Genomic DNA, 26,979 nt, shown 5'->3' with positions numbered 1-26,979 from the left:
CCGATGACCACCCTAGACCTGCCAAAGCCAGACTTTGCCCGCAATATGAAACTGATCGGCCATAGCGACATTGGCGGACGCGGCGATGGGCTACAATTGATGGTGCATCACGGCCATGCCTATGTGGCGCATCCGTGGTCGCAGGGCTTCTCCATCATCGATGTGCGTGATCCGAAACATCCGAAAACTGTCAACTATGTGCAGGCCCCCGCCAACACATGGAACATCCATCTGCAAACCCATGGTGATCTGCTGTTGGTGATCAACGCGCTTGATCTGTTTGCCGACGTGGAAAGTTTTACCGATGAAAAGGCCTATTACACCCAATCGGTCGGTGAAACGGTCGCTGCCAGCAAGCGCGAACGGGCGTGGACAGCGGGCATGACCGTCTATGACATTTCCACACCAGCCGCCCCGCGCAAGATCGGGCAATTGGATGTGGATGGCGTGGGCTTTCACCGGCTCTGGTATGTTGGCGGGCGCTATGCCTATGCATCGGCGCTGCTGGATGGTTTTTCCGATTATATTTTCGTCACCATCGACATGACTGATCCCACCAAGCCCGAACTGGTTGGCCGCTGGTGGCTGCCGGGCATGAACACGGCAGCAGGCGAAAGCCGCACATGGGCTGATGGCAAACGCTATGCCCTTCACCACGCGCTGGTGCATGGCGACACCGCCTATGCCTGCTGGCGCGATGGTGGGCTGACACTTCTCGACATCAAGGACCATTCAGCACCCAAACTCATCAAGCACCACAATTGGTCCCCACCCTATGGCGGCGGCACGCATTCGCCTTTGCCGCTGCCGGGGCGCGATCTGCTTGTCGTGGCCGATGAGGCGGTGTTGGACAATGAGGAGGATGGCCGCAAGCACACATGGGTGTTTGATATCCGCGTGCCGGAAAATCCGATCAGCATTTCCACCTTTCCTATTCCGAATGAGATCGATTACATCAAAAAAGGTGGCCATTTCGGCCCGCATAACCTGCATGAAAACCGCCCCGGCTCATTTGTGTCCGAGACACTGATTTTCGCCACCTGGCAAAATGCGGGTATCCGCGCCTTTGATATTTCCGATCCGTACCATCCGGTTGAAACTGGCGCTCTGGTCCCGGCCGCCCCAACCACGATGACGGATCGCAGACCTGGACGCCCAAAGGTCATCCAATCAGCGGATGTGTTTGTCGATGCCAATGGGCTGATTTATGCGACGGATTACAATGCGGGGCTGGAGATTATTGAATATGGCGGGTGACAAAATGTGCGGATTGATGACGCCCTAATCCATCCTCGACGTCATGCTCGGCCCTGTGCCGAGCATCTGCCACATTCAATTTAGCAATCAAGATCAGTGACATAATCGCAGGGAGCAGACCCTCGGGACAGGCCCGAGGGTGACGTTGAGTGTGACCATTGGTCCGATCTTCCCTTACACCACTTGATCGTGGGAAGGCTTTTCCCAGAGGTTGATGCCGCCTTCTACGGCGTAGCGATCAATCTCCGCCAGCTCTTCGGTTGTGAAGGAAAGATTGTTCAAAGCATCGACATTTTCCTGAATCTGCCGGGCAGAACTGGCTCCAATCAGCGCCGAGGTCACGCGCGGATCGCGCAAGACCCATGCAATCGCTAACTGCGCCAGCGATTGGCCACGGCGGGCGGCAATCTCATTCAAGGCGCGGGCACGCACAATGTTTTCTTCCTTCAAATGTTCTGGCCGCAGGAAATCACCGCCGGGGCGGTTGACGCGGGCGTCTTCTGGAATGCCGTTGAGGTATTTGTTGGTCAGAAGGCCTTGTGCCAGTGGCGTAAACGCAATGATCCCAGCGCCGACTTCATCGGCGGCATCAATCAGGTCTTTTTCAATCCAGCGGTTGAACAGGTTATAGGCGGGCTGATTGATCAACAGTGGCACCTGCCGCTCTTTCAACAGGGCCGCAATCTCGCGGGTCTTGGTGCCAGAATAGGATGAAATACCCACATACAGCGCCTTGCCCTGACGCACGGCCTGCGCCAGTGCATCTGCGGTTTCTTCCAGCGGCGTTTCAGCATCATAGCGGTGGGAATAGAAGATATCGACATAATCGACACCCAGCCGTGTCAGGCTCTGATCAAGGCTAGAGAGCAGCGCCTTTTTCGAGCCGCCGCCACGACCATAAGGCCCCGGCCACATATCCCAACCTGCCTTGGTGGAAATGATCAGCTCATCCCGCAGACCTGCAAAATCCTCGCGCAGGATGCGGCCAAAGTTGATCTCGGCACTGCCCGCTGGTGGGCCGTAATTGTTGGCGAGATCGAAATGGGTAATGCCCAGATCAAAGGCCTTGAACAGGATCGAGCGTTGGGTTTCCACCGGGGTGGTATCGCCAAAATTATGCCAGAGGCCAAAGGAAAGTGCAGGCAGTTTCAGCCCACTTCGGCCTGTGCGGCGAAACTGGGCGTTATCATAGCGCTTGAGATCAGGCTGATAGGTCATGTTATGGTTTCCTATGGTCAAGAAAAAGCCGGGCGCAGGAAGATGCACCCGGCGGATAGAAAAATTGAAGGTCAGATCGCCCCGTGGCGTGGGGGCAGCTGATCATTCAGGTAGAAATTGCCGATATGGTGATATTTCCAGCGCACTGGATCGTGCAGCGAATGGGTGCGAGCATTGCGCCAATAGCGATCCAGCCCATAGGCATCCAACGTGGAGCGCGCACCGCCAAGCTCGATCAGCTTGGTGGCCGCCAATTGCGCCACTTCCGTGCCCAACGCTTTCACTTCGGCCACGGCAATTGAGGCTTCCGCCACGGTTTGCGCGGTGGGATTGGCCGTTGCAATATCCAGAATGCGCCCGGCCCGCGCCAAAAGCGCATCGGCGGCATGCACGCGGATGGAGACATCTCCCACCGCGTGGATGGTGTGTGGGTCTTCATAGCCATGCTCAATACTCAGCTCGAAAAACGGCCTTGCATGGGCGCGGACATAGGAGATGGTTTCAGCCAAAGCACCCCGCGCAATACCAACTTGCACTGCCGAATGGATGATCTGGGCAAATGGTCCCATCGGCGTTGGCTTATCGAAATTCTCATCATGATCCACCACCTGAAACGGGGTGATTTCCACATCGTCAAAGGTCACCGTGCCGCTGCCGGTGGAGCGCTGACCAAAGGAGGTCCAGTCATCCACCAGATCAAGACCGGGTGTGGCGCGATCGATAAACACCAGATGCACGCGACCATTCGGACCTTTGGCAACGGCAACAATGATATGAGCAAACAGCGATCCCGTGGCGTAGAATTTTTGCCCGTTCAACAGCAACTTGCCATCGCGCTCCGCAAAATGGGTCTTGTAATCCACCGGGGTTTTGGTGCCGATTTCGGTAAAGGCATTGCCCAACCGATCCCCATCCAGAACCCGTTGGAAGTAATGGGCCTTCTGCGCATCAGAACCAGACAACCGCAGCGCTTCCACCATATAGAAATGGTTTTGCGGAATCTGCCCGATGGAGGAATCTGCTGCCGAGATGATGGCCGTCACCTCCGCCAGCGTCACCGTCGATACGCCAGCGCCGCCATAGGCCTTTGGCACGGTGATGGCCCAAAGCCCACTTTGGGAGAAACGCTCAATCTCGGCCACAGGCAAACGCCGCTGCCGATCACGTTCTGCCGCACCCACGGCAAAGTCACGCGCCAATTCCTTGGCAACAGCTATTGCCTCAGCATCATCCTTGATCACATGCGCCTTGATGCGGCGTGGCGGAATATGGGGCGCTGGGCGGCCAGCCGTGAGGGCCGCCTGACGGTGGAGTGTACGATCTGTCGTGCGCATCAGCCTGCCTCAGTTCCACGCATGGCGCGGTGGATGCTCGCCATTCAGATAGTAATTTCCAACGTGATAGAATTTCCAACGCACCGGATCATGCAATGTATGCACCCGCGCATTGCGCCAGTGGCGATCCAGACCATGTTCCGCCAATGTTGAGCGGGTTCCGGCCAGTTCAAACAGCTTGTTGGTGGAGAGAATGGCGATCTCGGTGGTTAGCACCTTGGATTCGCCAGTCTTGATGGTGGCTTCCGAGACGGTTTCCAGCGTGGAATTGGCCCGCGCGGCATCAATGCTGCGGCCAGCAATCTCCAGCAGCGCTTCCGCCGCATGCAGCCGAATTTTCAGATCACCAATGGCGGCGATGGTGAACAGGTCTTCGCTGGCCTTTTGCTTGCCGCTATCAATCCACGGACGGCTGAGGGTTTTGACAAAACTGATGGTATCATCAATCGCGCCACGGGCGATGCCTGCGTCAATGGCCGACTGGATGATCTGCGACACCGGACCACCGACGGTGGGATGCTCAAACGAGGTGACTTTCAGGGCGCGAACCTTCGGCACCCGCACATTTTCGATCTTCACCGAGCCAGAGGCCGTGGTGCGCTGACCAAAGCTGGACCAATTGTTGGTCACGGTCAGGCCGGGTGCTTCGCGGTCGGCAAACACCAGATAGCCTTGCCCGGTTTCATCAACACCAACAATTGGCACCACATGCGAGAGAAGGGCTCCGGTGGTGTAGAATTTCTCGCCATTGACGATCACGTCATCGCCGTCATGCACGACCTTGGTTTCAAAATCGGCAACGGTCTTGCTCTTCAATTCCGAAAATGCATTGCCGTAGCGCAAGCCCTGCAAAGCCCAGCCAAAGAACAATTGTTTCTGCTCTTCGGTGCCATCGAGATCAACGGTGGCAACAATGGCCAAATGGTTTTGCGTCACTTGCGCAATGGCAGGATCGGCGCTCGCGATGGTGGAGATCACCTTGGCAAGCGTGGCATAGGACACTTCCGGCCCGCCATAGGCCTTTGGCACGTTGATGCTCCACAGCCCGCTTTGGGAATATTCATCCAGCTCGGCAATCGGCAACAGTCCTTCCCGGTCACGCAAGGCAGCATTGACCTTGAAGCGCTCGGCCAGCCGCTTTGCAATCTCAATCGCCTCGGCATCGGATTGCACAATATGGGCTGGCACGGCTGGACGCGGGCGCGGCGCTACCGGATCGTTGGAATTGACGCGCGGGTGAACGGTGTAGTCGATCTTGGTGTCAGTAACGGTACCCATATCGTGCCTCGTTGCTTGAAATTGGGATGAGAATTTAGCTGGCATTGGCCAGCGGAGCCTTTTGGGCGCACTTGAATGCCTCAATATCGCGGTATTGATCGGCGGGATGGTTGGCAGGCAAATATGGCCCTTGGCCGAACAGCTTTTCGCGCAGGGTGCCCGGCTTGTAGGCGGTGGGATAGGCCCCACGTTTTTGCAGTTCGGGCACAATGTGATTGACCACATCCTCAAAGCTGCCGGGCGTTACCGCATAGGCAATGTTGAAGCCATCCACATCGGTGTCAGCCACCCATTCTTGCAAAATATCGGCTACCTGATCGGGCGCACCAACAAACACCGGACCCAATCCGCCAATGCCACCGAATTTTGCCAGTTCTTCGATGGTCCAGGATTTGTCGCCGCCTGCGATATGCTCCACAAACGAATGGATGGCGTTGGTTTCCACCTTCTGGATCACATCGGTTGGGGCATATTGGCCAAAATCAATACCGCTCCAGCCGGACATGAACACCAGCGAGCCATCGTAAGAGACATATTGCTTGTAATCTTCAAACTTCGCCTTGGCCTTCGCCTCACTCTCATCAGTAATGATGGTGATCAGCGTGTAGATTTTTAAGGAATTCGGATCACGCCCTGCCGCAGCCGCCTGCTGGCGAATCTCCGCAACATAGGCTTTCAGCACCGATTTGGTGGGTGCTGCCACAAACACGCATTCCGCATGTTCCGCCGCAAATTTCTTGCCCGGACCAGAGGCCCCTGCCTGATACAGCACCGGGGTGCGTTGCGGTGATGGCTCCGTCAAACCATAGCCGGGAACATCGAAATGCTTGCCCTTATGGCCGATTTCATGAACCTTGGCCGGATCGGTGAAAACCCGCCCCTTTGGATCACGGACTATAGCGCCCTCTTCCCAGCTGCCTTCCAGCAGTTTGTAGATCACCTCAAGATATTCATTGGCAATCTCATAGCGATTATCATGGCGCTTCAGGCCGGATTGGCCAACATTCTTGGCACCGCTCTCCAGATAGGAGGTCACAATGTTCCACCCTACCCGGCCCTTGGTGTGGTGGTCGGCCGTCGCAAGCCTGCGGGCAAACGTATAGGGATGCTCAAACGAGGTTGATGCAGTAATGCCAATGCCCAAATGCTCGGTGGCCAAAGCAATGGGAGCCGCCAGCTGCAACGGATCGTTGACCGGAATTTGCGCCGCCTGCTGGATGGCGTGGAAATTGGAGCCTTTATAGACATCGTAATAGCCGATCACGTCAGCAATGAAGATGCCATCAAAGATGCCGCGCTCCAGGGTACGCGCCAAATTCTGCCAGTAATCCAGATCCTTATAGGTATAAGACCTGTCATCCGGATGCGCCCACAATCCAGGCGATTGGTGTCCGACGCAATTCATATCGAAGGCGTTGAAGTGAATTGTCCTGGTCATCGGCGCCGTCCTTTGCTGCAAACATGCCGAGGCAGCATCGCAGACATTGACGGTTATTGAAGTTAATCTATGTTTTTTATGCACTAAATGAAGGTATGTTTTTCTGTCAGGCTGGGCCATGGAGAAAAACGCACTGCCAATGTGGCGGACTCGTCATGGGCATTGAAGAAGGCTTTCAGATGCAGGGCCTTCAGTCAGGAAACATTGCCAGGCATAAAAGTTCTCGCCGCGATGTCGTGGCGCTACCTTTCCGTGTGTCGATAGAGGCTGCCGGCATGGCGAGCGGGAAGCCGGTTGCCTTCGCCAAACAGCCGATGGCGCAAGGAGCCGTCACCATAGCTGGTCTTGTAAGCGCCCCTGCTTTGCAGTTCCGGCACCACAAACTCGATAAAATCCTCGTAGCTTTCCGGCGTCACAGTGCGGGTGAGATTGAAACCATCGATATCGCCTTCATCGATCCAGGACATCAGTTCCTCTGCCACGTCGCCAGGCGCGCCGGTGATCAGCGGATAGCGCCCGCCGATGGAAAGCTCGTTCAGCAATTGCCGCTTGGTCCAACCCTTCTGTTTGGCAAGCTGCGTGACGGATTGGATGGCGTTGGTGGGGCCGTACTGGATAGGATCATCAAGCTCGTAGCGGGAGAGATCGATACCGCTTCCAGCCGAAAAATGCGCCAGGCCCGCTTCCGGGCTGGCATAGCGGCGATAATCCGCCAGCTTGTCGGCGGCGGCTTCCCGACTTTTGTCGGTCACCACAGTAACACCAAGAAAGATCTTGATATCATCAGGACGGCGACCTGCGGCAACCACCTCTTCCCGCAGAGCCTGGGAGGTTTTACGCGCCGCTGCCTTGTCCGTGGCACCAATAAACACGCATTCGGCGTGGCGCGCGGCAAATTTCCGCCCCCGGCCCGATGTGCCGGCCTGATAGAGTACCGGCGTACGCTGGATAGAGGGCTCGCTCAGATGGTAGCCCTCGGACTGGTAATAGGGCCCGTTGTGCTGCACCTTGTGAACCTTGGCAGGATCGGCATATATCCGTGCCTGTTTGTCGAGGCGCACGGCCCCCTCCTCCCAGCTGCCTTCCCAAAGCTTATACAGCAGGTCCATATAGTCATCGGCCTGGTCATAGCGGGCGTCATGCTCTGTCATGCCGGTCTTGCCCAATGCCTTGGCGGCGCTGTCGAGATAACCGGTGACGATATTCCAGCCGATCCGGCCTGAGGTGAGATGATCGAGCGTCGAGATTTTCCTGGCAAAGGTATAGGGCGCCTCAACACTGGTATTCACGGTAATACCGAAACCAAGATTGTCGGTCACAGCAGCCATGCCAGATACCAGCAGCATCGGATCGTTGACGGGTAGCTGGATCGATTCCCGCAATGTCAGGTCGACCGAGTTCTGGTAAATATCGTAGACCCCGACAATATCGGCAAGAAACAACCCATCGAACAGACCACGCTCCAATGTGCGGGCCAGATCAGTCCAGTAGCGCAGAGATTTATAGTCATTCGAACGGTCGCGTGGATGCGCCCAGAGCCCGTGATTGATATGCCCCACGCAATTCATGTTGAAGGCATTGAGAATGATCTGTTTTCTGGGAGACATATTGGACATTCACCCGGATGAATTGAGGTTAAAAATTATCCCGCTCGCAGGCGGCCAGCGATGAAATCGCCAAGAAACGTGTAGCAAGAAGATGGTGCGGGTCACAATGACAATGAGTGAAATCACAACTGCCGATCGAACTGCTGATCAAATGATGAGACACTTTACATACATGCAAAACTCACGCCACTGGCCGCTTTGAGGCCTCTATACCCGAGCGAATGGCGAGACTGGCAATTTTATACGGAAAGACGTCATAAAAAGCCTGATGGCGTTAACCGCAGTTTATCCAAATTGGCTTTCAATGAGTTGAAATTTGCAACCATTGGAACTTACCATGACGCTCTCCATCAGAAATGTGCTCATTAGCGTTTTCGCCCTGCTCAGCCTTATGCTGAATGTGCTGGTTGGAAATTCCATGCTGTCTTCGTACCGGACCTATCAGGTCAATGCCGAAGTTTCGGAACTGACCGGTTTTGACAAGGCGTTGTTCAAGGCGCTTTTGGCATTTCGCAGCGAGCGCGGCGACAGCGCCTCCGCCCTGTCGATCTCCATTGCCGATGGCGCTGGCTCCGTCCAATCCGTGCAGAAAAACCGGGCGGTTGTCGATGCTGGTATGAATGAGGCAAAAGCGATCGCTGGAGGGATCAAGGCTACCGACTTGTCGCAGCCGATCGCAACGGTGTTGGCCACTTATGAAAAAGTCGCGACCTATCGTAAAACCATCGATGCCGAATTGGCAAAGCCGCTTGAGGCTCGTGACGCAAGCATCACCAAGGCGTCAATGGATCTGGGCGGGACGTTCCTGGCAGATCTTGAAAAGGCGTCCGAGGCTGCGGAAGGCCGCATGCGTACGCTCGACGCGGCGTTGATGCCGATGATCCAGATGCGCGCCTATGCATGGTCGACCCGTGCCCTTGGCGGCGGCAGTGCCTTGATCCTCAACAACGCCGTGACCTCTGGCCAGCAGATTTCGGCTGAGAACCAGGTTAAACTGGCCGCGGGAGACGCCAATGTCGCCTATGCCTGGAAAGCAGTTCGGGTGCTTGTCGATCATAGGGATACGCCCCAGGCCATCAAGGATGGTTTCAAGATCGCCGATGCAGCATATTTTACCGGTGACTACGCTAAGATGCGCGCCGACGTCATTGCCAAACTGAGTGCGGGCGAAAAGTCGCCGCTGACAATCGATCAATGGAGAGCGCCGACCACGGCTGCTCTGGGGAAGGTTGCGGATATCGCATCGCTTGCCATGGATACGTTGAACGCCAATGCCGCAACGGCAAAGTCTACAGCGCTGACCCATACATTGTCGTTCCTGGCGCTCTTCCTGTTGGTGTTGGCGCTCGGCATCATCGGCTTGGCCGTCATCGTCCGCAAGGTCATTCGCCCGATCGGCGCGTTGACACGTTGCATGGGCGCATTGGCCGACGGCGACCTGTCGGTTGTCGTTCCCGGCGCCAAACGCCGGGACGAAATGGGCGAAATGGCGCGTTCCGTGGAAGTGTTCCAGATTGCAGCCATCCGCAACAAGGAGCTAGAGGCCAACGCCGAGGAAAACCGCAGGATCGCCGAGCGCGATCGCATCGAGACGCAGCGCCGTATCGAAGAGGAGGCCGAGGAGCGACTGACCCGCGCCACCGGAGCGCTGGCAAGCGGTCTGCAGAAACTTGCCTCCGGTGATATGCTCTGTGAGATTTCCGAGGAGTTTGCGCCGCGCTTCGAGGAACTGCGCCAGGACTTCAACGCCTCCGTCAGCCAGTTGCGCACCACACTTCTGGCCGTCGGTGGCTCTGCCCTGGCCGTGTCGGGTGGCAGCAGCGAAATCTCGCATGCATCGGACGACCTGGCCAAGCGAACCGAGCAGCAGGCTGCTTCGCTCGAAGAGACCGCCGCAGCCCTTGAGGAAATCACCGCCAATGTGAGAGCGACCTCGAAGCGAACCGGCGAGGCCCGTGATCTGGTGCGTGATACCAAAAGCCGTGCCGAGCAATCGGGTGTCGTCGTCAATAATGCTGTCACAGCAATGGAGCGCATTGAACACGCCTCCCGCCAGATCGGCCAGATCATCGGCGTGATTGATGAGATTGCCTTCCAGACCAATCTACTGGCATTGAATGCCGGGGTGGAAGCCGCCCGCGCCGGTGAAGCAGGTAAGGGCTTTGCCGTCGTCGCCCAGGAAGTCCGTGAACTGGCGCAACGTTCGGCCAATGCCGCCAAGGAAATCAAATCGCTGGTCTCCAATTCGGAAGTCGCCGTCAGCGAAGGCGTCAAACTGGTCAACGATACCGGCGAAGGGTTGACGGCGATCGCCAGCCTCGTCCAATCGATCAATCAGCATATGGATGCAATCGCCACGGCAGCGCAGGAACAGTCCGTGGGGCTTGGGGAAGTCAATACCGCTGTCAACCACATGGACCAGGCGACGCAGAAGAATGCGGCCATGGTCGAGGAAATGAACGCGGCCGGCGCTGGCCTGGCCCAGGAAAGCGGCAAGCTGACCGAATTGCTCGGCCAGTTCCGCACGGGAGATAACCGGCAGGCCGGACACGCGCCCACTGGACGAGCCCCTGCCAGACCTGCAACTCGGCCCGCCGCACCATCACGCCAGACCTATGCCACTCAGGGCAATGCTGCGCTGAAGGGCGAGAGTTGGGAAGAGTTCTGAGGATGGCTCTGTTTACAATGGACGCCGTCCTGATGCTGTCCAGTTGGTGAGCGCGTCACGCCTGACAGAAATGGTATAGATAACCCTCTGACACGCGGAAACCGTGTCAAAGGGTATCAACGATACAGCGCAAACGCCTTAAACCCCGCCTGAGCGAAAGCTTCGCTTCGACATTCTGTTTCAGAAGCCTTCGGTTTACGATGCCCGTCAGACGCGGTCATATGACATGGTCATTCGCAACCCGATTGTTCTGCCCGAGATAAAAGGATTTCACATCGTCTCGCTCGCGGATCTCGCGGGCGGTGCCCGTCAGCACATCCTTTCCATTTTCGAGAATGGTGGCGCGATGGGCATAGGTGAGAGCAATCGCCAAATTTTGTTCGGCGACGAGAATGGATAGCCCCTCCTCCCGGTTCAATCGGCGCAGGGTGCGAAATATGTCCTGCACCACGATGGGGGCAAGACCCATGGACGGTTCGTCAAGAACAAGCAGACGGGGACGCGACATCAGAGCCCGGCCAACTGCCGTCATTTGTTGCTCGCCACCGGAGGTGAGGCCCGACAGTGTCCGGCGCTTTTCTTTCAGTCGGGGAAAGAGCCCATAAATACGCTCGAGATCATTGGCGATTTCCGCCCGCGAACTGCTACGTCCCAGACCACCACACGTCAGATTTTCCTCGACGGACAGGCTATGGAAGCAATGGCGCCCTTCCAATACCTGTACAAGGCCGGCGCGCACCAGCGCCGCCGGGCTTGTTTTGGTGACATCTACGCCGTCAAAATGGATAGACCCGGCATTGATCTGTCCGCGCTCTGCCGAAAGAAGGTTTGACACCGCCTTCAGCGCCGTCGTCTTGCCCGCTCCATTCGCGCCCAAAAGTGCTAGGATCTCGCCCCGCGCAAGCGAAAAGCTGACACCATGCAAAGCGGTGATGGCATGATTGTAGGTGGCGTGCAGCCCATCCACCTGCAACAATCTGGCGTCTTTCATGGGATCAATTCCTCGTTGGTCTGGCAAAAAATTGCCCCGTCGCGGCGTCACTTCAATTGAGAGGTGAACCGCGAAATCAGCCCATCTCGTTGTCGATGGGCTGATTTTCCAAGACAAATATCTCAAATCCATCAGATGCTTGGACTATTTGCAAAAAGAATAGGAACTGACATCTTCAGTCCCTACTGGTGTTAATTGGTAACGCCATCCGCATCGGCAGCCGTGCGGATCTTGATGCCTTTATCCTTGGCATAAGCCTCGGAGGACTTTTCAATGATCGGCCGCAGCAACGCCCAATCCGGTGCAATCCAATCAGACACGACGTTCCATTTCTTGCCGTCCCATTGCTGGAAGGTCACATAACCATTGCCCTCGTGATTGTCCCAGGTGACATTGATGGAGTGAAACAGGTCTTTGGCGCCAAGTTCCTCAACGCGCTTCTGGTCCAGTTGCAAATGCTCGAAGCCCCAGCGTACTTCATCGCCGGTCAGCGTGCGCTTGCCGAATTTTGCCTGCGCGATGCGGATCGCCTCGACATTCAGGATGCCATTGACGATACCCAGGTTGTGATAGACGGAGCCGATGCGTTTTTTGTCCTCCAGGTTGCCCTTGCCACTATCATAAAGCGTCTTGACGATTTCCTTGACGACTGGATACTCGGCACCGGACGCCTGGGTGGTGATGGCGGTATAGCCTTTGGCGGCATCGCCTGCCGGGATCACATCTTCTTCAGAATTGGACCAGACATTGCCAATGATATGGTCCACCGGAAAGCCGGTCTTGGCAGCTGTTTTCAGGGCCACCGGGTTCATCACGCCCCAGCCGCGCAACACGACATAATCAGGTTTGGCGCGACGAATGGTGAGCCATTGGGCCTGTTGTTCGTTACCGGGATGCGGCACCTCGATCTGCTGGACATCAAAACCATATTTCTTGGCCAGCAATTCATAGATCGGAATGGTTTCCTTGCCATAAGGCGAGCCGTGATAGAGAACCACGATCTTCTTGCCCTTCAGGTTTTCGATCCCGCCGAGCTTGGAGCCAATATAGTTCACGATACCGGAGGTTTCGCTGTAGGGATTGAGCAACAAGGGGAAAACATAGGGAAATACGCGGCCATCGGTGGAATCCGTACGACCGTGGTTGATGGTGATCAACGGTGTCTTGTCGGCGGTAATGCGGTCGATCATCGCATAGGCGATGCCCACGGATAACGGGTTCCAGGCGGCGACGTTCGGATTGCTTTTCAGACGCTCATAGGCTTCGACCCCGCGCTCGACCTCGTATTGGGTTTCGGCCTCCGACCAGGTGAGCTTGACGCCATTGACACCACCATCACGGGTGTTGATCAGGTTGAGATAATCGATAAACCCGCCAAAGAAACCGGTTCCACCTGCGGCATAGGGACCGACGCGGTAGCTCTGCAAGGGAAAATACTGCTCATCGGCATGCGCTGCGGGAAGCGCGACACTCAACGAGATGCCGATCACCAATGCTGTGGCCTTGAATTTCGAAAGAATGCTCATGCTTGGATACACTCCTGGTATTGCCCGGTGCGATGCGCATCGGACGTGTTCATGGATGATGGATGGATTGCGGATAAACGGCGTGCGGAGAGAGAGCCGGATCAGGCTGGCCAAACCGGCACGCCGAAGCGTTTTCGGATCCTGTCGATAAGGGCGGCAAGCCCATCAGGCTCAAGGATCAGGAAAAGAATGATGAGTGCGCCGAGCACGATACGCTGCGTCATATCGAGCACGCCGCTATCGAACAGGTCACCAAAGACGAAGGCCCCAACCCGCGACAGCACCACCGGAAACACCACGATCAGGGCCGCCCCGAAAAAGGCACCGCGCAGCGAGGCCAGACCGCCAATGATGATGATGAACAACACCTGGAACGAACGATCCAGGTTAAAACCCGCCGGTTCGACGGTGCGCAGATAGGCAAAGGCCCAGAGCACACCGGCGATACCAATGATGAAAGATGACACGGCAAAGGCCAGAAGCTTGGTGCGTAACACCGGAACGCCGATAATGCGCGCCGCCGTTTCGTTATCTCGCACCGCAATGAAATTGCGACCCGTTTGAGAAATCACCAGCCGATGGGCGAGAAAGGTGACGAGTGTGACGATGATCAGCGCAAAATAGTAGCGCCCGACCGGCCCTTCGAAGGTAAAACCGGCAAGCGTTAGCGGCGGCGCATCGATCACACCCGAAGCGCTATCGTTGGAAAACCAGCTGAATTTCGTCAACGCCCACTGGACGAAGAACTGTGCAGCGAGGGTGGAAACCGCGAGATAGAAGCCGCGCAGCCTAAGGCTTGGCAAGCCGAAGACAATGCCAATGGCCGCAGCGGATAGACCCGCGAGCAGGATGCTGACAATAAGCGGCAGGGAACCGGCCCGCAGGTCAAAATTGAAGCAGGCAAACGCGCCAACCGCCATGAAGGCCGCGCTGCCAAGCGACACCTGGCCTGCATAACCGGTCAGCAGATTGAGCCCGACCCCTGCGAGGCTAAGGGCCAGAAAGGGCAGCAGGATACCATCGAACAGGTAGCTCGTGCCAGTCACGGGAAGAATGCCATAGGCCACCAAAAGCACCAGCAGGGTGGCGACGGAGATCGGCATCGCTTTTGCTGGCGTGATCCTCGCAGGCGTCACGTTGGGCGAAACAGCAGACATGGATCAAACCCTTTCCACGAGCTTTTGGCCGAAAAGACCGGAGGGGCGCACAAGTAAAAACAGCAGGGCAATCACATAGGCGAACCACCCTTCAATCCCCCCGCCAAAATAGGCGCCGATATAGACTTCGGCCAATTTCTCCGAAGCGCCAATCAGCAGCCCACCGATAATCGCCCCCAGGATGGAATCAAAACCGCCCAGCACCAGCACCGGTAGTGCTTTCAGCACGATCAAGGACAAGGAAAACTGCACGCCGGAGCGCGCGCCCCACAAGAGCCCGGCAACCAGCGCCACAAGCCCGGCGGCGGCCCACACACTTGCCCAGATCCAGGGAAGTTTCAGGCCCACGGCGAGAGCCGCAAACGGATCATCGGCCACCGCACGAAAACCAAGCCCAATGCGGGTATAGCGAAAGAACACGGACAGGGCGACAACAAGCCCAAAGGCGACGACCGCTGCGAAAATATCGAACTTGCTGATAAACACACCCGCGATATCGAAAGGAACATCCTCAATGCCCAGATCAAGCCCATGTACCTGCGTGCCCCAGAGCAGTTGGGCTGCCCCTTCAATCATGTAGGACAGGCCAAGCGTGGCCATGAACATGGTAATCGGCGGCTTGTTGGTGAGCGGACGAAGGACCGTCCGCTCAATGCCAATGCCGAGCAGGATCATGATGGCGAAGGTAACCAGGAAGGCGAGCGGAAAACCAAACCCGCGCTCTGTGAGGCTGACGAAGGTCAGCGCTGCAAACAGCAGCATGGCACCCTGCGCAAAGTTCAAAACACCCGATGTCTTGTAAATCAGCACGAAACCGATGGCCACGAGCGAATACATCACGCCGGACAGCAATCCGCCCACAAGCACTTCGGTAAAAAACAACCCGTCAAAATCGGCCATCAAATGCCATCTCCGTCTTCATTCTCTGGTGCAACACCGAGATAGGCATCAATGACTTTCTGGTCGGCGGAAATTTCCGCTGGTGTGCCATCGGCAATTTTCCGCCCGTAATCCAGCACCGCCACATGGTCGGAAAGGCCCATAACGACGCCAATATCGTGCTCGATCAACACCACAGTGGTGCCAAATTCATCCCGTGCGGCGCGCACATAATGCGCCATTTCGTTTTTCTCGGTGGCTGTCATGCCAGCCATCGGTTCGTCCAGCAGCAAGATGTCGGGCTCTGCGACCAGGGCACGGGCAAGCTCCACCCGCTTTTGCAGACCATAAGGCAAAGTACCCGCAAGGCGATCCCTGAGGTCGGCGAGATGCAGAAAATCGAGAATTGCCACCGATTTGTCGCGGGCATCCTTATGCTCGCGGGCAGCCCTGCCATAGCCGATGATCTGCTCCACAAAACTGGATCTATTGCGGTAAACGCGGCCCGCCATGACATTGTCCAGAACACTCAACCCCTTGAACAGAGCGAGGTTTTGAAAGGTTCGGGCAATACCAAGCTGCGCTAGCCTCTGGGTCGGCACGCGGCTGAAATGGAGTTCGCCGATAGAAACGCGGCCGTGATCCGGCTGATAGAGACCGCTGATCACGTTGATGATGGAGCTCTTACCAGCACCATTCGGGCCGATAATTGCGCGGATTTCACCTTTGCTCACCTTAAGATCAATGTCGCTGAGCGCTATAACGCCTCCAAAAGACAGAGTGACCCCAGAGAGAGCCAAGGCATTTGAGGAAGCCTTTGCACTGTTGACCGCAGCCACATCATCCACCGATGCGCTCAGATCAGCCAAGAAAATGGCACCAGATCGGGCCGCCTGCATAGCAATCGTCATGTCGTAAGCTCTCCTCATCTCCAGAGCGCTGCGCCCAAAGAGCGACTTACTGTGCTTGTCTGGTCTTAGAGACTGTCTGGTTCATATTGAACCAGACAGTCTCTCAGTTCTCTTGTTTTCGTTTGTCTTTTCGGGAAAACCAGGTTCCACTTTCCCCTGACAAACTCTGGCGCACAGCAAACGTTTCCGTGCCGTCCGATGTCTCCAGATCTTATGGAGGCGGCATTTGGCCCGTTTGATAAAGTCCCTTCAGAACGCACCCGTGCAGGATGTACACTTGGCGAAATGACAGACGTTTCCTTCTGCTGTCTGCGAGCGGCATAAACCGACATGATGCAAGCCGGACAACCGCGTTGATCCGATTTTCACCACTCAATAGAACCGCAATAGATACATCCGCCCATCAATCAAAAGCCTGTTTCGCACCCAGAAAGAAACCGGTCTTTATTTAAGATCAAAACCGACCCTTATTGAGATTAATTAGAAACACAGCATACGAAGCGCGTGGAAAACAAAATATATTTTCATTTTCCTATACTTTTGACTGCCGACGCCCCCTTTTCAATTCCGTACTTGTTCAGTGCGATTATTTATCTATAATTTCCATAGATTTTAAAGGTTTTATTTTCTAATTTTTGCGCTTAGCGAAGAATGACCGTTGGGCTGAACGCGCCACCAAACGCGCTATAATCTAAGCTGGAAACCGATGCGCCTTGTCACGAGATTTCGCAAAATCCACTGAAGGCGTTGAAATCAAATCCATACATATCAACGCGAATGGCAAGGTGCCCGTTGATCGCACAGCCCAAATCGCCTGTATCCCGGTTTTTTAAGAAAAGCACATCATCGGGATGATCGGCGAAAGTGGCTTGATCCGCGCAATATCAAATTGCAATCGAGAGTGCGCGTGCGTATGTCCGGAACATTGTCTTGTGTTAACCGCGACAAAACATAAGCGCTGATCGATTGCGCTATTTTTTCAATAGGTTGAGCGATGGCTGTCACGCCGTCATCATAGAGGCGAAACAATTCCACGTCATCGAAACTGACGATGGCGATGTCTTCCGGCACCCTTGCCCGGTGTTCCCGGACCCATTCCAGAATGCCGTAGGTCATCTTATAATTGGCGGAGAAGACCGCTGTTGGCGGCTCAGCCAGTGCCATGAATTTCTGAATGGCAGAATATCCGCCTTCTTCGGTCCAGTCGCCGGAATGCAGGTAGGAAGGGTTGAAAGCAATCCGGCCCTCTTCCAGGGCCTGCTGATAGCCATTCAGGCGCTGCAATCCCGATGATGTATCCAATGTGCCAAAGGCTGTGGCGATACGTGTATGACCGAGATCGATCAGATGGCGGACAGCACGGTAGGATGCCTTGGCATTTTCAACGAAAACGCGATCAACGCGCAACCCCATAATATCATTATTGTAGACGGTTACCGGAATACCACGTTCCACGAATCTCTCGACTTCATTGGGAATGTCTCCATGTCCCGCAAGAATGAGCGCATCGACGTTCTGCCCGGCAAAATAGGAGAGGGATTCACTCAGCAGCCTGATGTCACCATCATGGCAATAGGTCAGCAATGTTCTGCCGCTCTGGCGAAACAACCGGGCCAGATGATTGAGGAGCTGGGCATGAAATTCGTCTAGCTCCGGTGTCAAAAAGCCAATCACATCGGTCTTGTCGCTTTTCATCGCCCGCGCGGCGGCGCTGCGTTGAAAAGACAGGGCCTCGATGGCCCGTTCTATTTCGGCGCGGTTGCCATTGCGCACCGTTTGCCCATTGAGATAGCGCGACACCGTGCCAATGGCCACACCAGCAGCCTCGGCCACATCGTGGATGGTGGCTTGTTTTCGCTTGCCGGTTATTTCCACAGGCCCTCTCCGCAGCTCCAGTCTTGGCCCTGGCAAGGACATACGAGCAATCGTCTCACATCATTTGGGCACCACGCCGTCAATCACAATCGCACGGTGAATGGAAATGCCGGGCAGATCAACCGTGATTGCGCCATCTGCTTGTTTTTTCCAAGCAAATGTCTCACCCGAAATCGCGTCATAGACGGATGATGGTGTCCCAGGCAGCCGTACTGTAAAGGATACCGGCCCGATGAAGGGGATGTCCTCGATCATTTCCATGGGCCTTGCCGTTGGCTGCCAATTGATCCGCACCGACTGACCTCGGATTTGCGGAAAACCGCAGAGAAGATGAACGATGCTGCGATTTTCATGGGCCTGCACCGTCAGCGTCGCGCGGCCTGCGGAGGGCAGAGTGGTTTCAAGCACCCGCCCCGGCATCAGCCGTTCGATCAGCGCATCAACCAGATATTTGTAGAGAGGCTGCCCCATGGCGCGGTAAAGTGCAAAGACCGGATAGGCGATGGTGCCCACCTTGCCATGCATGGCGCAGGCCACGCCAATAGAATCGGCCTCAGGATCATCTGGCGTATGCTGATGCGAGCAGAAATGGTTGAAGGCACGGTTGAAATAGGGTGGCCTTATGCTTGCCAGAACAGTGGCACCTGCCGCTTGCAGTTTTTCGGCCCCGGCATAGACCACGAAAGGACTTGTTGGCAGGCGCGCATCGGTCAATGCTTCAGTGATCTGGGCATAGGATGGCTCGAACGCAATGTTTTCGCCTGTGATTGTTAGGCCCGTCTCAAAGGCAAAAGCGCCGGTATTCGGTGTACGGCCAGACTGGCCGGAAATGAGGACCGCGCCACCCGAAGCGAGATAGGCATCGAATTTTGCCTTTAATGCAGCATCCACCGGAATCGTATCTGGCAAGATAATCAGGCGATGGCGGGAAAAATCCATCTCCGGGTCAATCACATCGAAACATCTGTGCAATTCCAGCAGCATCTGCACCGCGCCGTCATCGCTATCGCGCACACGCTCGACACCGTCGCGATGGAAATATTCGGTGGCCAAAATGGCGATGTCAGAAACCTGTTCCGCCCCATCCAAAAAGGGTTCAAGAGCGGCAACCCGGCGAAAGGCTGGGGCGATGCTGCGATAGGTATCGGCATTGATCCGGCCATTGGGATGGAGCTGATCGCCAACCAGGCATTTAGACCCAAGCGCCACCATCATGGCACATTCGTATTCCAGCGCATCAGGATGTTTGAAGCCACCAAACTCGCCCCAACTGGTATGGAATTTGCCGGTGTGGCTGACAAAATCCAGACCAAGCCGCGCCGCATAGCGGGCGCTGGAGGGAAAGTGATTATAGCCCCAGCCGCCCGTGGGCAGGCTTTCCAGTTCGAGATGGGTGTAGGGCGCGTAACGGTCCTTGCCATATTTGTTGATATGGCCGCTGTTGTAAAAGATCCGTGCTTGCGGAAATTCGCGCCGCAGAACGGTGCTCATCCCCTCGCGGAACTGCGCATTGACAGCCTCGTCATTGGCCAGTCGATCCGCCTTGTTCAACGGGTCGAGATTGAGGCGTGCCATACGCGCAAGGCAGGCATTGCAGACGCAATCCGGCGTCTGGATAATGTCGAAGAACAGCCCGGCAGTCGGATAAAGCGTCAGAACCTCCCGCGCCTCGGCCATCAAGTGGCTGCGAAAACCATCGTGGTTGAGGCACAAGGTGTGCCAGGCCGCGCTTAACTGGTTCTGGGCCGAACGATCATGGTCATCGGCATGGTCAAGATGATTGTTGGCCTTCATCACCCGCCATTCGGGATGCAGGCGGGCGGTGCGCTCATCCCACTGTACCGAGAGATAGATGGGCGTTTCAATATCAGCAGCGTTGCAGGCGGCAATCATCTCTCCCAGCAGATCGGGGCGAGACAGATTGGGATGCGGCGCACCCACCTTGGTCGGATAATAGGACCAGCCATGGTGGCATTTGGCAAACAGCGTGATGGAATTGACATGCGACTGCTTCAGTGTTGCAACGAACGCTTCAGCGTCAAACTGGCTGCCAATGCCCGGAATATGCTCGGATGTGTGAAAATCGAGATGAATTTGACGATAGCGCAATGGACGCAATGAATTCTGCGACATGATGGCTCCTTTTCTCCGGCACGGAAACCGTGAAAATCCTGTTAGAACACCAGAAAATGCATGTTGAAATATCGGCTATCGACCTTCCCAAACCTCGCCTTCCCTAAGTTGAACCTCAAGGACACCAGCAGGTTGGCGGATGGTGAGTGGCCCGGAGTGGCCAGCCGTGATGCGGAGTGAAGACAGTTTTCCTGCTTGCCAGCTGAGATCAACCGTGTGACCGCCACGGATGCGCACCCCCTTCAGGCTGCCGCTTGACCATTGTTCCGGCAAAGCAGGCAGAAGACGAAGCTCGCCGGGGCGCGATTGCACCAGCATTTCGACAATGCCAGCCGCTCCCCCAAAATTTCCGTCGATCTGGAAAGGCGGATGGGCGTCCATCAGGTTTGGATAGGTGCGCTCCGGTGTCAAAAGCTTGACCAGAACCTCTGCGGCCCGATTGCCATTGCCCAGTCTGGCCCAAAGATTAAGCCGCCAGCCAATGCCCCAGCCCGTTGCATCATCGCCGCGCCGCTCCAGAACAACCTGTGCGGCCTTGGCCAGTTCAGGCGTCTCCAATGGGTCGATTTGCAGGCTCGGATAAAGCCCATAGAGATGAGAGACATGGCGATGCTGCTGTTCTGGGGCGTCCAGATCCCAGTCTTCCATCCACTCCTGTAATTGACCGCCTTTGCCGATACGGTCTTCCGGCAGGCGAGCACGGGTGGCGACCGCTTCTGTGCGAAGCTCGCCGTCGTGGCCAAGTGTGGCGCTGGCATCCGCGAAGGCCTCAAACAGATCACGGAGAATCTGGTTGTCCATGGCCGGTGCGGCGCAGAGTGAAGAACCAAAAGGATGGGAGTTTTCCGGCGACAGTGATGGGCAAGTGCCGAGGTAATTGCTATCAGGCAAGGCAACCAGCGTATCCAGCGCAAATTCCACCGCCCCCTTGATCAACGGATAGATGCGCTCCAGCACAGCGCGATCGGGATTGAAGCGGTAGTGATCATAAAGCTGGGCGCAGAGCCAGGCACCGCCCATCGGCCAGAGACCCCAATGGGGTCCATCAATGGGGCCGGTGGCACGCCAGATATCGGTGTTATGGTGCAAAACCCAGCCGCGTGCGCCGTAATGGGTCTTGGCCATCTCGCGTCCAGTTTCGGCCACATCTTCCACCAGCTCCACCAGCGGCAGGAAGGTCTCGGAGAGATTGGCAACATCGGCCAACCAGTAATTCATCTCCAGATTGATGTTGACGGTGTATTTGCTGCCCCAGGCCGGAAGGATATCTTCATTCCAAATGCCCTGGAGATTGGCCGCCTGCGTGCCGGGTCTGGAACAGGAAATGGCAAGGTAGCGGCCATATTGCAGGTAGAGCGCGGCCAATGAGGGATCATCACCTTCGGCATAGGCGGCAATGCGCTTGTCGGTGGGAATCGTTGGCACAGGCTTGTCACCGAGGGCAATTTGCATCCGGTTAAATAGACGGCGGTGCTCTGTGACATGGGCTTCCAGCAGCGCCTCATAGGACAGCATAGCCGCCGCATCCAGGCGCGCCTTGATCTGCACCTGTGGATCGCCATCGACATTCCTGTAGTTTTGAAAGCTGGTCCCTGCATCGATCAGCAACACGACGCGGGACGCTTCACGCACCCGGATGGTTTCCTCGCCAATATCGACAAAACCACCCTCGGCCAGCACCCGCACCCGGAAAGCGAAGCGCAACGCGCTATCAATACCATTTTGCCGACGATTACGCCCGTCATAGCCAAGGGTGGCATCGGCGATATCAATCGGATCGCCGTTTTGCGGGCTGCTCAGCATCACCGTCATCGACAAGGCACCCGGCTGATCCACGGCAATCCGGCAAACGATCACGTCCTGAATGGCAGAGACAAAGACATCGCGGCGAAAATGCACGCCGTGGCAATCATACTGTGTCACGGCAACAGCCGTTTCCAGATCAAGCGAGCGGCGATAATTGGTGACGGTCATATCATGGTGCAGGTCGAGCCAGACATCGCCAATCGGCTGATAGGAGGTCTGCCGATCCGGCTTGGCCATGGCCCCTTCATAGGCCTTACGGTCGGCCTCCTGATAGCGTCCGGCAAGGATCAGATTGCGCACCTCAGGCAAGGCAGCGCGGGCATCGGGATTGATGGGTTGGTAAGGGCCCCCGCTCCAGAATGTGCTCTCATTGATCTGAAGGCGTTCATTCCAGGCATCTCCGAACACCATGGCCCCCAGCCGACCATTGCCAACGGGAAGGGCCTCGGTCCAGACAGATGCAGCATGGTCGTACCAGAGTTCATTATCGCTCATGAATAGAAATCCTTTTGAAAATATCAGCTGAATGACATGTCACCGAAGGCGCGCACCGCTGGCCGGATCAAACAGCAGGGCCTTGGACGGATGAAAGCCGGTGTGGATGGTATCGCCGGCCCGCACAGACCGATCGCCCTTCAGATCAACCGTCAGGGCGTCTTCGCCGCGCATATTGCTGTAGCCATAGGAAACGCCGCCAAGGCTCTCCACCATGTCCACCCGCAGGTCGAACTGGGCTGATCCGTCAGAGGAAAAATTCTCTGGCCGCATGCCGATGGAAATCTTTGCACCGGGGGCAATATCCGCACCCAGCGCAAGCTCGAATTCCACGTCCTTGAACTCGCTGAGCTTGACGCGGATGGCCGCAGTACTGCGCGCCACCACATGACCATTCAAAAAATTCATGCGCGGTGAGCCGATGAAACCGGCCACGAACATGTTGTCGGGGTCGTCATAAAGGCTGATCGGCGTGCCAATCTGCTCGACATTGCCCGCCCGCAACACCACGATCCGGTCGGCCAAGGTCATGGCCTCCACCTGATCGTGGGTGACGTAAATCATGGTTGACGCCAGTGACCGATGCAATTCGGCAATCTCCAGCCGCATTTTCACCCGCAGTTCCGCATCAAGGTTAGACAGCGGCTCATCGAACAGGAACACGTTGGGATCGCGCACGATGGCCCGCCCGATGGCCACCCGCTGGCGCTGGCCACCAGACAAGGCGGCAGGCTTGCGCTCCAGAAGCGGCGTGATGTGCAAACGGTTTGCCGCCTGTTCCACCCGCCGTCCGATGTCGGCGCTTTTCATGCCCGCCATGCGCAGTGGAAAACCGATATTGTTGCGCACGGTCATATGCGGATAGAGGGCGTAATTCTGAAACACCATGGCCACACCGCGCTCGGTGGGCGTGGCATCGTTAATGCGTTGACCATCGATGAGAATGTCGCCGCTAGTGATCGGCTCAAGCCCGGCGATCATCCGCAGCAGGGTGGATTTACCACAGCCGGATGGCCCGACAAAAACGGTCAGGGAGCCATCTTCAAGGTCAAGATCAATGTCATCAATGACCTTCAAGGCACCGTAGCGCTTAGCCACACCTTTGAGTTCAACGGTTGCCATATGATTTTTCCTCCCGACGTCCGGTTTTTGGCCGGGTCATGCACAATGCGGCTGACGTGATCATTCCTTGCCTCCCGAGCGATTGCGTGCGTCTGCCGCAAAGAAGCGCTGAAACACGATGAAGACCACCAGAGGCACCGCCATGGTGACGATGGCCGCCACTGATTGTTGATCCAGGTTGGGCTCAAATGAGCCTGCAATGCGGGCCAACAGCACCGTCAGCGGCACATCGGAGCGCAGATACAGCATGGGCAGCAGCATGGAATTCCAGCACCACAGGAATTGCAGGATGCCCACAGTTGCCATGGGTGTGAGGGAGTTGGGCAGAACGACATGAAGAAATGTTCGGATTGGCGTACAGCCATCAATTTTTGAGGCCTCGATCAATTCACGTGGAAATTCCGCCAGAAAACTCTGCACCAGAAAGATCGACCAGGCGAAAGATAGCCCGACAAAGGGAATGAGCACGGCCCAGACATTGTCGATCATGTGCAGGTCACGCCAGAGCGTGAACAGCGGAATGATCACCACCTGCTGCGGCAACACGAAAGAATTGACGATAACAAGCAACAGGATGCGCCGTCCGGGAAACTTGAGAAACTGAAAGGCATAGGCCGCAGCCGGTGCCAGAAGAACCGTCAACAACGTCGCAAGTCCGGTCAGCTTCAGGGACGACAAAAAGGCGGGGGCCAGCGGATATTTTGTCCAGACAGTCTGCCAGGCCTCCAGCGTAAAGCGCATGGTGTGCAGTGACCACCAGCCACCAACGGCAATATCGCCAGCAGGCCGGATGGAGGTCAAAACCAGACCGACAACAGGCACAATCCAGAGGATGGCTAGAAGGCCGACGAGAACCGGAATCCAGAGAGGAGCACGGGCGTTCATGTCGCCTCCTTGGTGCGCTGACGCAGCAATGGGATGGAGACGAACAGCACGACAGCCAGCAACACGACGGTGGCCGCCGCGCCATAGCCAAGCTTGAACTGCATCATCGATTCCCGAAACATGAAATAGCCAACTGTCTCGGTGGAGCGCACCGGGCCGCCGCCCGTCATGACGAAGATCATGTCAAAGGCCCGCAAGCTGCCGAGAAGATTGATGAAAACCGCCACTTTCAACCCGGGCAGCGACAGGGGCAAAATGATATGGCGCATGATGGAGAGCGGCTTGGCCCCATCAATATAGGCCGCTTCCTTGATGCTTTTGGGGATGGTCTGGATCGACGCAAAGCAGGTCATCAGCGGCAAGCCCACTTGGGTCCAGGCATAGGCAATCACCAGACATGCAAGGGCTGTGGACGTATCGCCCAGCCACGCGCGGGTCAGGTTTTCCAGACCGAGCGTGTTCAACACGGCATTCAGCAAACCGCTGTCTCCCGGCCGGTAGATGCCAAGCCAGATGAAGCCGCTGACGGCCTCGGCAATGCCATAGGCACAGAAAATCATCACGCGAAACGGCAGAGTGGTGCGCGGGGCCAGCGAACACAGCACCGCCAGACCCCAGCCGATGCCCACGGATAGCGCCGTTGTGCCGACCGTCCAGACGATGGTGGTGATCACAGCCACCCGAAAACTGGCATCCGCCAACAGGTTTGCGTAGTTGGAAAGCCCCACCCATTTTGCTGGGGCAAGACCGCGAATATCGAAAAACGACAGACGGATCGTATCGATCAACGGATAGACGACCGCGCACAGAAACAACAGCACCATAGGTGCAAGCAGGATGAGAGCCGCTCCCCCATCCGTCTGGAAGAAGCGCCGGGTGGCGCTCCCTCCCGTCCGTGGCAGATCGGTGATGGCCCGCATCAATACGATCCTTTTGCCTTGGCCTCGATCGCTGCCGTCACCCTGTCAATGTTGGCATCGCTGGGATCGCCCAGAAATTTCTGGAGCTGAATGCGATACTCATCAGCCAGATCGCCGGGCAGGCCATCCCCCAGCACGAAAGCCGTATCCGCCCCGGTCACAAAGGTATTGGACGCCTGAATGGCAGGGCTATAAAGCCCAACATCAACCGCCTTGGAGGAGGATGCTAACCCGCCCTTGGCAATGATGTTGGCACCTTCACGGCTTATGGTGAAGTCCATGAAGGCGTCAGCAGCCTCGCTATTGCCGCCGGATGCCAATGCGACAAACTCCTTGGCATCGACACTGGCGGCGGTGTCATGCCCCTGCCCTGTGGCTGGAAACTGGAACAGGCCGAACTGATCCGGGGCAAGCTTGTAGACGGTCTCGGCGCGGTTGTTGATCCACATTCCCATCTGGAAAAAGCCTGCTTTGCGCTCTTTCAAAACCCGGTCCGAGGCATTGTCCCACTCCGTGCCAAGCATTGTGGAGGCATCGCCGCAGCAACCGGCCTTCAAAAGCTCGCGCCATTTGCGAAGGGCTGCCTTGACGCGGTCATCTGTCCACGGAATTTCATGGGCCACGAGTTTGCGTGAAAGATCCGCACCGCCCTCGCGTAAGATCAGCGTTTCAAACACTTCGGCATGCGCCCAGGTCTTGGCAGGGACGGCCATTGGCACCACACCGGCGCTTTTCAGCTTGGCGATAGTGTCCAGAAACTGCGCCCAATCCTTGGGCGGCGTGGTAATACCTGCCTTTTTGAAGGTTCCGGTATCATACCAAAGACCGCTGCGGTCGCCGTAAGTGAAGGTAACGCCGTACAGTTGCCCGGAGACGGACCCAAGATCCTTCCAGCTGTTGTCGAGCCGTTCTCCCCATTTCAGGGCGGAATAGGCATCATCCAGCGGGCGCAAAAGACCGGCGGTGACGAGTTCTGTGCGGAAAGCAGGCCACGTATTGATCATCAGATCGGCCTTTTCGCCGCCCATCAACGAGGTGCGAAGCCCGCCACGCGGATCGCCGGACCATGTCACCGGTACTTCCTTGATTTTCACATCCGGATATTTGGCCATGAAGGCTTTTTCCAGATTTTGGATCACCTCAAGGTCAGACCCTGCCATCCATTGCAGGATGACCAGATCGCCTTTGGGCTGGGCCAAGGCCGAGCCGCTTGAGGCCAATGCGAGGGTAAACGCTGCCAAAGTCAGACGCGCGCAGCGTGACGCATCCCCGGCGATAGCCGTGAAACTGGTAGTCATCATAGGGGCTCCTCCTCCCGTTATGACGCTATACTGTCATCTAAAATGAAACGATGTCAACTAAATTGACTCTGCCGATGAAAACTGGTGAACTCAGGCAACGCTTGAGCAAAGCAAAATCGTCCAGATTCATGGTTATTTGTTTATTTTTCAATATCTTGAAGCAGAACATGCTGACCGA

General features: G+C 56.3%; 19 protein-coding genes. 2 read left to right on the top strand and 17 right to left on the bottom strand.

Annotation, left to right across the window (positions count from 1 at the left end; translation table 11 throughout):
- The first annotated feature begins 3 nt into the window (after positions 1 to 3).
- Entirely contained in the window at positions 4 to 1,257 is a 1,254-nt protein-coding gene (locus AVCG78_RS17960) for an LVIVD repeat-containing protein (RefSeq protein WP_156582594.1), read from the top strand.
- A 174-nt stretch (positions 1,258 to 1,431) separates the two neighbouring features.
- Here the strand turns inward: AVCG78_RS17960 and mgrA are convergent, their stop codons facing one another.
- The 5 genes from mgrA to AVCG78_RS17935 form a co-directional block, all read right to left on the bottom strand.
- On the bottom strand, positions 1,432 to 2,475 hold the full coding sequence (mgrA, locus tag AVCG78_RS17955; RefSeq protein WP_071206949.1) for an L-glyceraldehyde 3-phosphate reductase: 1,044 nt from the start codon (positions 2,473 to 2,475) through the stop codon (positions 1,432 to 1,434).
- Between the two features lie 71 nt (positions 2,476 to 2,546).
- The gene (locus AVCG78_RS17950) at positions 2,547 to 3,809 is read right to left on the bottom strand and encodes an SfnB family sulfur acquisition oxidoreductase (protein ID WP_071206950.1); all 1,263 of its coding nucleotides are present in this window, start codon (positions 3,807 to 3,809) and stop codon (positions 2,547 to 2,549) included.
- A 9-nt stretch (positions 3,810 to 3,818) separates the two neighbouring features.
- Positions 3,819 to 5,087 carry an SfnB family sulfur acquisition oxidoreductase gene (locus AVCG78_RS17945; protein WP_071206951.1) on the bottom strand — a complete coding sequence of 423 codons (1,269 nt, stop codon included), beginning with the start codon at positions 5,085 to 5,087 and terminating at the stop codon, positions 3,819 to 3,821.
- 34 nt (positions 5,088 to 5,121) lie between these two features.
- Positions 5,122 to 6,525: an LLM class flavin-dependent oxidoreductase gene (locus AVCG78_RS17940; protein WP_071584502.1), complete on the bottom strand. Its 1,404-nt coding sequence runs from the start codon at positions 6,523 to 6,525 to the stop codon at positions 5,122 to 5,124.
- A gap of 242 nt (positions 6,526 to 6,767) precedes the next feature.
- Positions 6,768 to 8,132, bottom strand: a complete 1,365-nt coding sequence (locus AVCG78_RS17935; RefSeq protein ID WP_071207289.1) for an LLM class flavin-dependent oxidoreductase — start codon at positions 8,130 to 8,132, stop codon at positions 6,768 to 6,770.
- 337 nt (positions 8,133 to 8,469) lie between these two features.
- Between AVCG78_RS17935 and AVCG78_RS17930 the strand changes: the two genes are divergently transcribed.
- A complete protein-coding gene (locus AVCG78_RS17930) occupies positions 8,470 to 10,800 on the top strand; it encodes a methyl-accepting chemotaxis protein (protein WP_071584503.1) in 2,331 nt (776 codons plus the stop codon).
- A gap of 217 nt (positions 10,801 to 11,017) precedes the next feature.
- Here AVCG78_RS17930 and AVCG78_RS17925 read toward each other — a convergent pair whose 3' ends face one another.
- The 12 genes from AVCG78_RS17925 to AVCG78_RS17870 all read right to left on the bottom strand — a co-directional run bounded on the left by AVCG78_RS17925 (position 11,018) and on the right by AVCG78_RS17870 (position 26,801).
- On the bottom strand, positions 11,018 to 11,791 hold the full coding sequence (locus AVCG78_RS17925; RefSeq protein WP_071206954.1) for an ABC transporter ATP-binding protein: 774 nt from the start codon (positions 11,789 to 11,791) through the stop codon (positions 11,018 to 11,020).
- A gap of 191 nt (positions 11,792 to 11,982) precedes the next feature.
- Positions 11,983 to 13,317, bottom strand: coding sequence for an ABC transporter substrate-binding protein (locus AVCG78_RS17920; RefSeq protein WP_012653566.1), 1,335 nt, complete (start codon positions 13,315 to 13,317; stop codon positions 11,983 to 11,985).
- Positions 13,318 to 13,418: 101 nt separating this feature from the next.
- Positions 13,419 to 14,474, bottom strand: coding sequence for a branched-chain amino acid ABC transporter permease (locus AVCG78_RS17915; RefSeq protein WP_071584504.1), 1,056 nt, complete (start codon positions 14,472 to 14,474; stop codon positions 13,419 to 13,421).
- A 3-nt stretch (positions 14,475 to 14,477) separates the two neighbouring features.
- Positions 14,478 to 15,374, bottom strand: a complete 897-nt coding sequence (locus AVCG78_RS17910; RefSeq protein WP_041698430.1) for a branched-chain amino acid ABC transporter permease — start codon at positions 15,372 to 15,374, stop codon at positions 14,478 to 14,480.
- Complete coding sequence (locus AVCG78_RS17905) at positions 15,374 to 16,264, bottom strand: ABC transporter ATP-binding protein (protein WP_071206956.1); 891 nt, start codon at positions 16,262 to 16,264, stop codon at positions 15,374 to 15,376. Before AVCG78_RS17905 ends, AVCG78_RS17910 begins: the two co-directional genes overlap by 1 nt.
- An 843-nt stretch (positions 16,265 to 17,107) precedes the next feature.
- Positions 17,108 to 18,139, bottom strand: coding sequence for a LacI family DNA-binding transcriptional regulator (locus tag AVCG78_RS17900; RefSeq protein WP_081355278.1), 1,032 nt, complete (start codon positions 18,137 to 18,139; stop codon positions 17,108 to 17,110).
- A gap of 60 nt (positions 18,140 to 18,199) precedes the next feature.
- A complete protein-coding gene (locus AVCG78_RS17895; RefSeq protein WP_071206958.1) occupies positions 18,200 to 20,272 on the bottom strand; it encodes an alpha-L-fucosidase in 2,073 nt (690 codons plus the stop codon).
- 75 nt (positions 20,273 to 20,347) lie between these two features.
- Entirely contained in the window at positions 20,348 to 22,573 is a 2,226-nt protein-coding gene (locus AVCG78_RS17890) for a glycoside hydrolase family 95 protein (protein ID WP_071206959.1), read from the bottom strand.
- Positions 22,574 to 22,612: 39 nt separating this feature from the next.
- Positions 22,613 to 23,695 (bottom strand): ABC transporter ATP-binding protein, encoded by a 1,083-nt coding sequence (locus AVCG78_RS17885; RefSeq protein ID WP_071206960.1) that lies wholly within the window; start codon positions 23,693 to 23,695, stop codon positions 22,613 to 22,615.
- 60 nt (positions 23,696 to 23,755) lie between these two features.
- On the bottom strand, positions 23,756 to 24,580 hold the full coding sequence (locus AVCG78_RS17880) for a carbohydrate ABC transporter permease (RefSeq protein ID WP_071206961.1): 825 nt from the start codon (positions 24,578 to 24,580) through the stop codon (positions 23,756 to 23,758).
- The gene (locus AVCG78_RS17875; RefSeq protein WP_234665016.1) at positions 24,577 to 25,500 is read right to left on the bottom strand and encodes a carbohydrate ABC transporter permease; all 924 of its coding nucleotides are present in this window, start codon (positions 25,498 to 25,500) and stop codon (positions 24,577 to 24,579) included. The genes AVCG78_RS17880 and AVCG78_RS17875 overlap by 4 nt, the downstream gene beginning before the upstream one ends.
- Positions 25,500 to 26,801, bottom strand: coding sequence for an ABC transporter substrate-binding protein (locus AVCG78_RS17870; protein WP_071206962.1), 1,302 nt, complete (start codon positions 26,799 to 26,801; stop codon positions 25,500 to 25,502). The genes AVCG78_RS17875 and AVCG78_RS17870 overlap by 1 nt, the downstream gene beginning before the upstream one ends.
- Positions 26,802 to 26,979 lie beyond the last annotated feature (178 nt).

Source organism: Gillisella vitis (assembly GCF_021559775.1).
GTDB lineage: Bacteria > Pseudomonadota > Alphaproteobacteria > Rhizobiales > Rhizobiaceae > Allorhizobium > Allorhizobium ampelinum.
This window is presented reverse-complemented; position numbering and strand designations above follow the sequence as displayed.

Excerpts from the sequence above, each read along its gene's own strand:
- AVCG78_RS17920 (WP_012653566.1), bottom strand. The coding sequence starts at position 13,317 with ATGAGCATTCTTTCGAAATTCAAGGCCACAGCATTGGTGATCGGCATC.
- AVCG78_RS17950 (WP_071206950.1), bottom strand. The coding sequence starts at position 3,809 with ATGCGCACGACAGATCGTACACTCCACCGTCAGGCGGCCCTCACGGCT.
- AVCG78_RS17910 (WP_041698430.1), bottom strand. The coding sequence starts at position 15,374 with ATGGCCGATTTTGACGGGTTGTTTTTTACCGAAGTGCTTGTGGGCGGA.
- AVCG78_RS17945 (WP_071206951.1), bottom strand. The coding sequence starts at position 5,087 with ATGGGTACCGTTACTGACACCAAGATCGACTACACCGTTCACCCGCGC.
- AVCG78_RS17895 (WP_071206958.1), bottom strand. The coding sequence starts at position 20,272 with ATGTCGCAGAATTCATTGCGTCCATTGCGCTATCGTCAAATTCATCTC.
- AVCG78_RS17880 (WP_071206961.1), bottom strand. The coding sequence starts at position 24,580 with ATGAACGCCCGTGCTCCTCTCTGGATTCCGGTTCTCGTCGGCCTTCTA.
- AVCG78_RS17960 (WP_156582594.1), top strand. The coding sequence starts at position 4 with ATGACCACCCTAGACCTGCCAAAGCCAGACTTTGCCCGCAATATGAAA.
- AVCG78_RS17875 (WP_234665016.1), bottom strand. The coding sequence starts at position 25,500 with ATGCGGGCCATCACCGATCTGCCACGGACGGGAGGGAGCGCCACCCGG.
- AVCG78_RS17935 (WP_071207289.1), bottom strand. The coding sequence starts at position 8,132 with ATGTCTCCCAGAAAACAGATCATTCTCAATGCCTTCAACATGAATTGC.
- AVCG78_RS17870 (WP_071206962.1), bottom strand. The coding sequence starts at position 26,801 with ATGATGACTACCAGTTTCACGGCTATCGCCGGGGATGCGTCACGCTGC.
- AVCG78_RS17925 (WP_071206954.1), bottom strand. The coding sequence starts at position 11,791 with ATGAAAGACGCCAGATTGTTGCAGGTGGATGGGCTGCACGCCACCTAC.
- AVCG78_RS17940 (WP_071584502.1), bottom strand. The coding sequence starts at position 6,525 with ATGACCAGGACAATTCACTTCAACGCCTTCGATATGAATTGCGTCGGA.
- mgrA (WP_071206949.1), bottom strand. The coding sequence starts at position 2,475 with ATGACCTATCAGCCTGATCTCAAGCGCTATGATAACGCCCAGTTTCGC.
- AVCG78_RS17885 (WP_071206960.1), bottom strand. The coding sequence starts at position 23,695 with ATGGCAACCGTTGAACTCAAAGGTGTGGCTAAGCGCTACGGTGCCTTG.
- AVCG78_RS17905 (WP_071206956.1), bottom strand. The coding sequence starts at position 16,264 with ATGACGATTGCTATGCAGGCGGCCCGATCTGGTGCCATTTTCTTGGCT.
- AVCG78_RS17915 (WP_071584504.1), bottom strand. The coding sequence starts at position 14,474 with ATGTCTGCTGTTTCGCCCAACGTGACGCCTGCGAGGATCACGCCAGCA.
- AVCG78_RS17930 (WP_071584503.1), top strand. The coding sequence starts at position 8,470 with ATGACGCTCTCCATCAGAAATGTGCTCATTAGCGTTTTCGCCCTGCTC.
- AVCG78_RS17890 (WP_071206959.1), bottom strand. The coding sequence starts at position 22,573 with ATGAGCGATAATGAACTCTGGTACGACCATGCTGCATCTGTCTGGACC.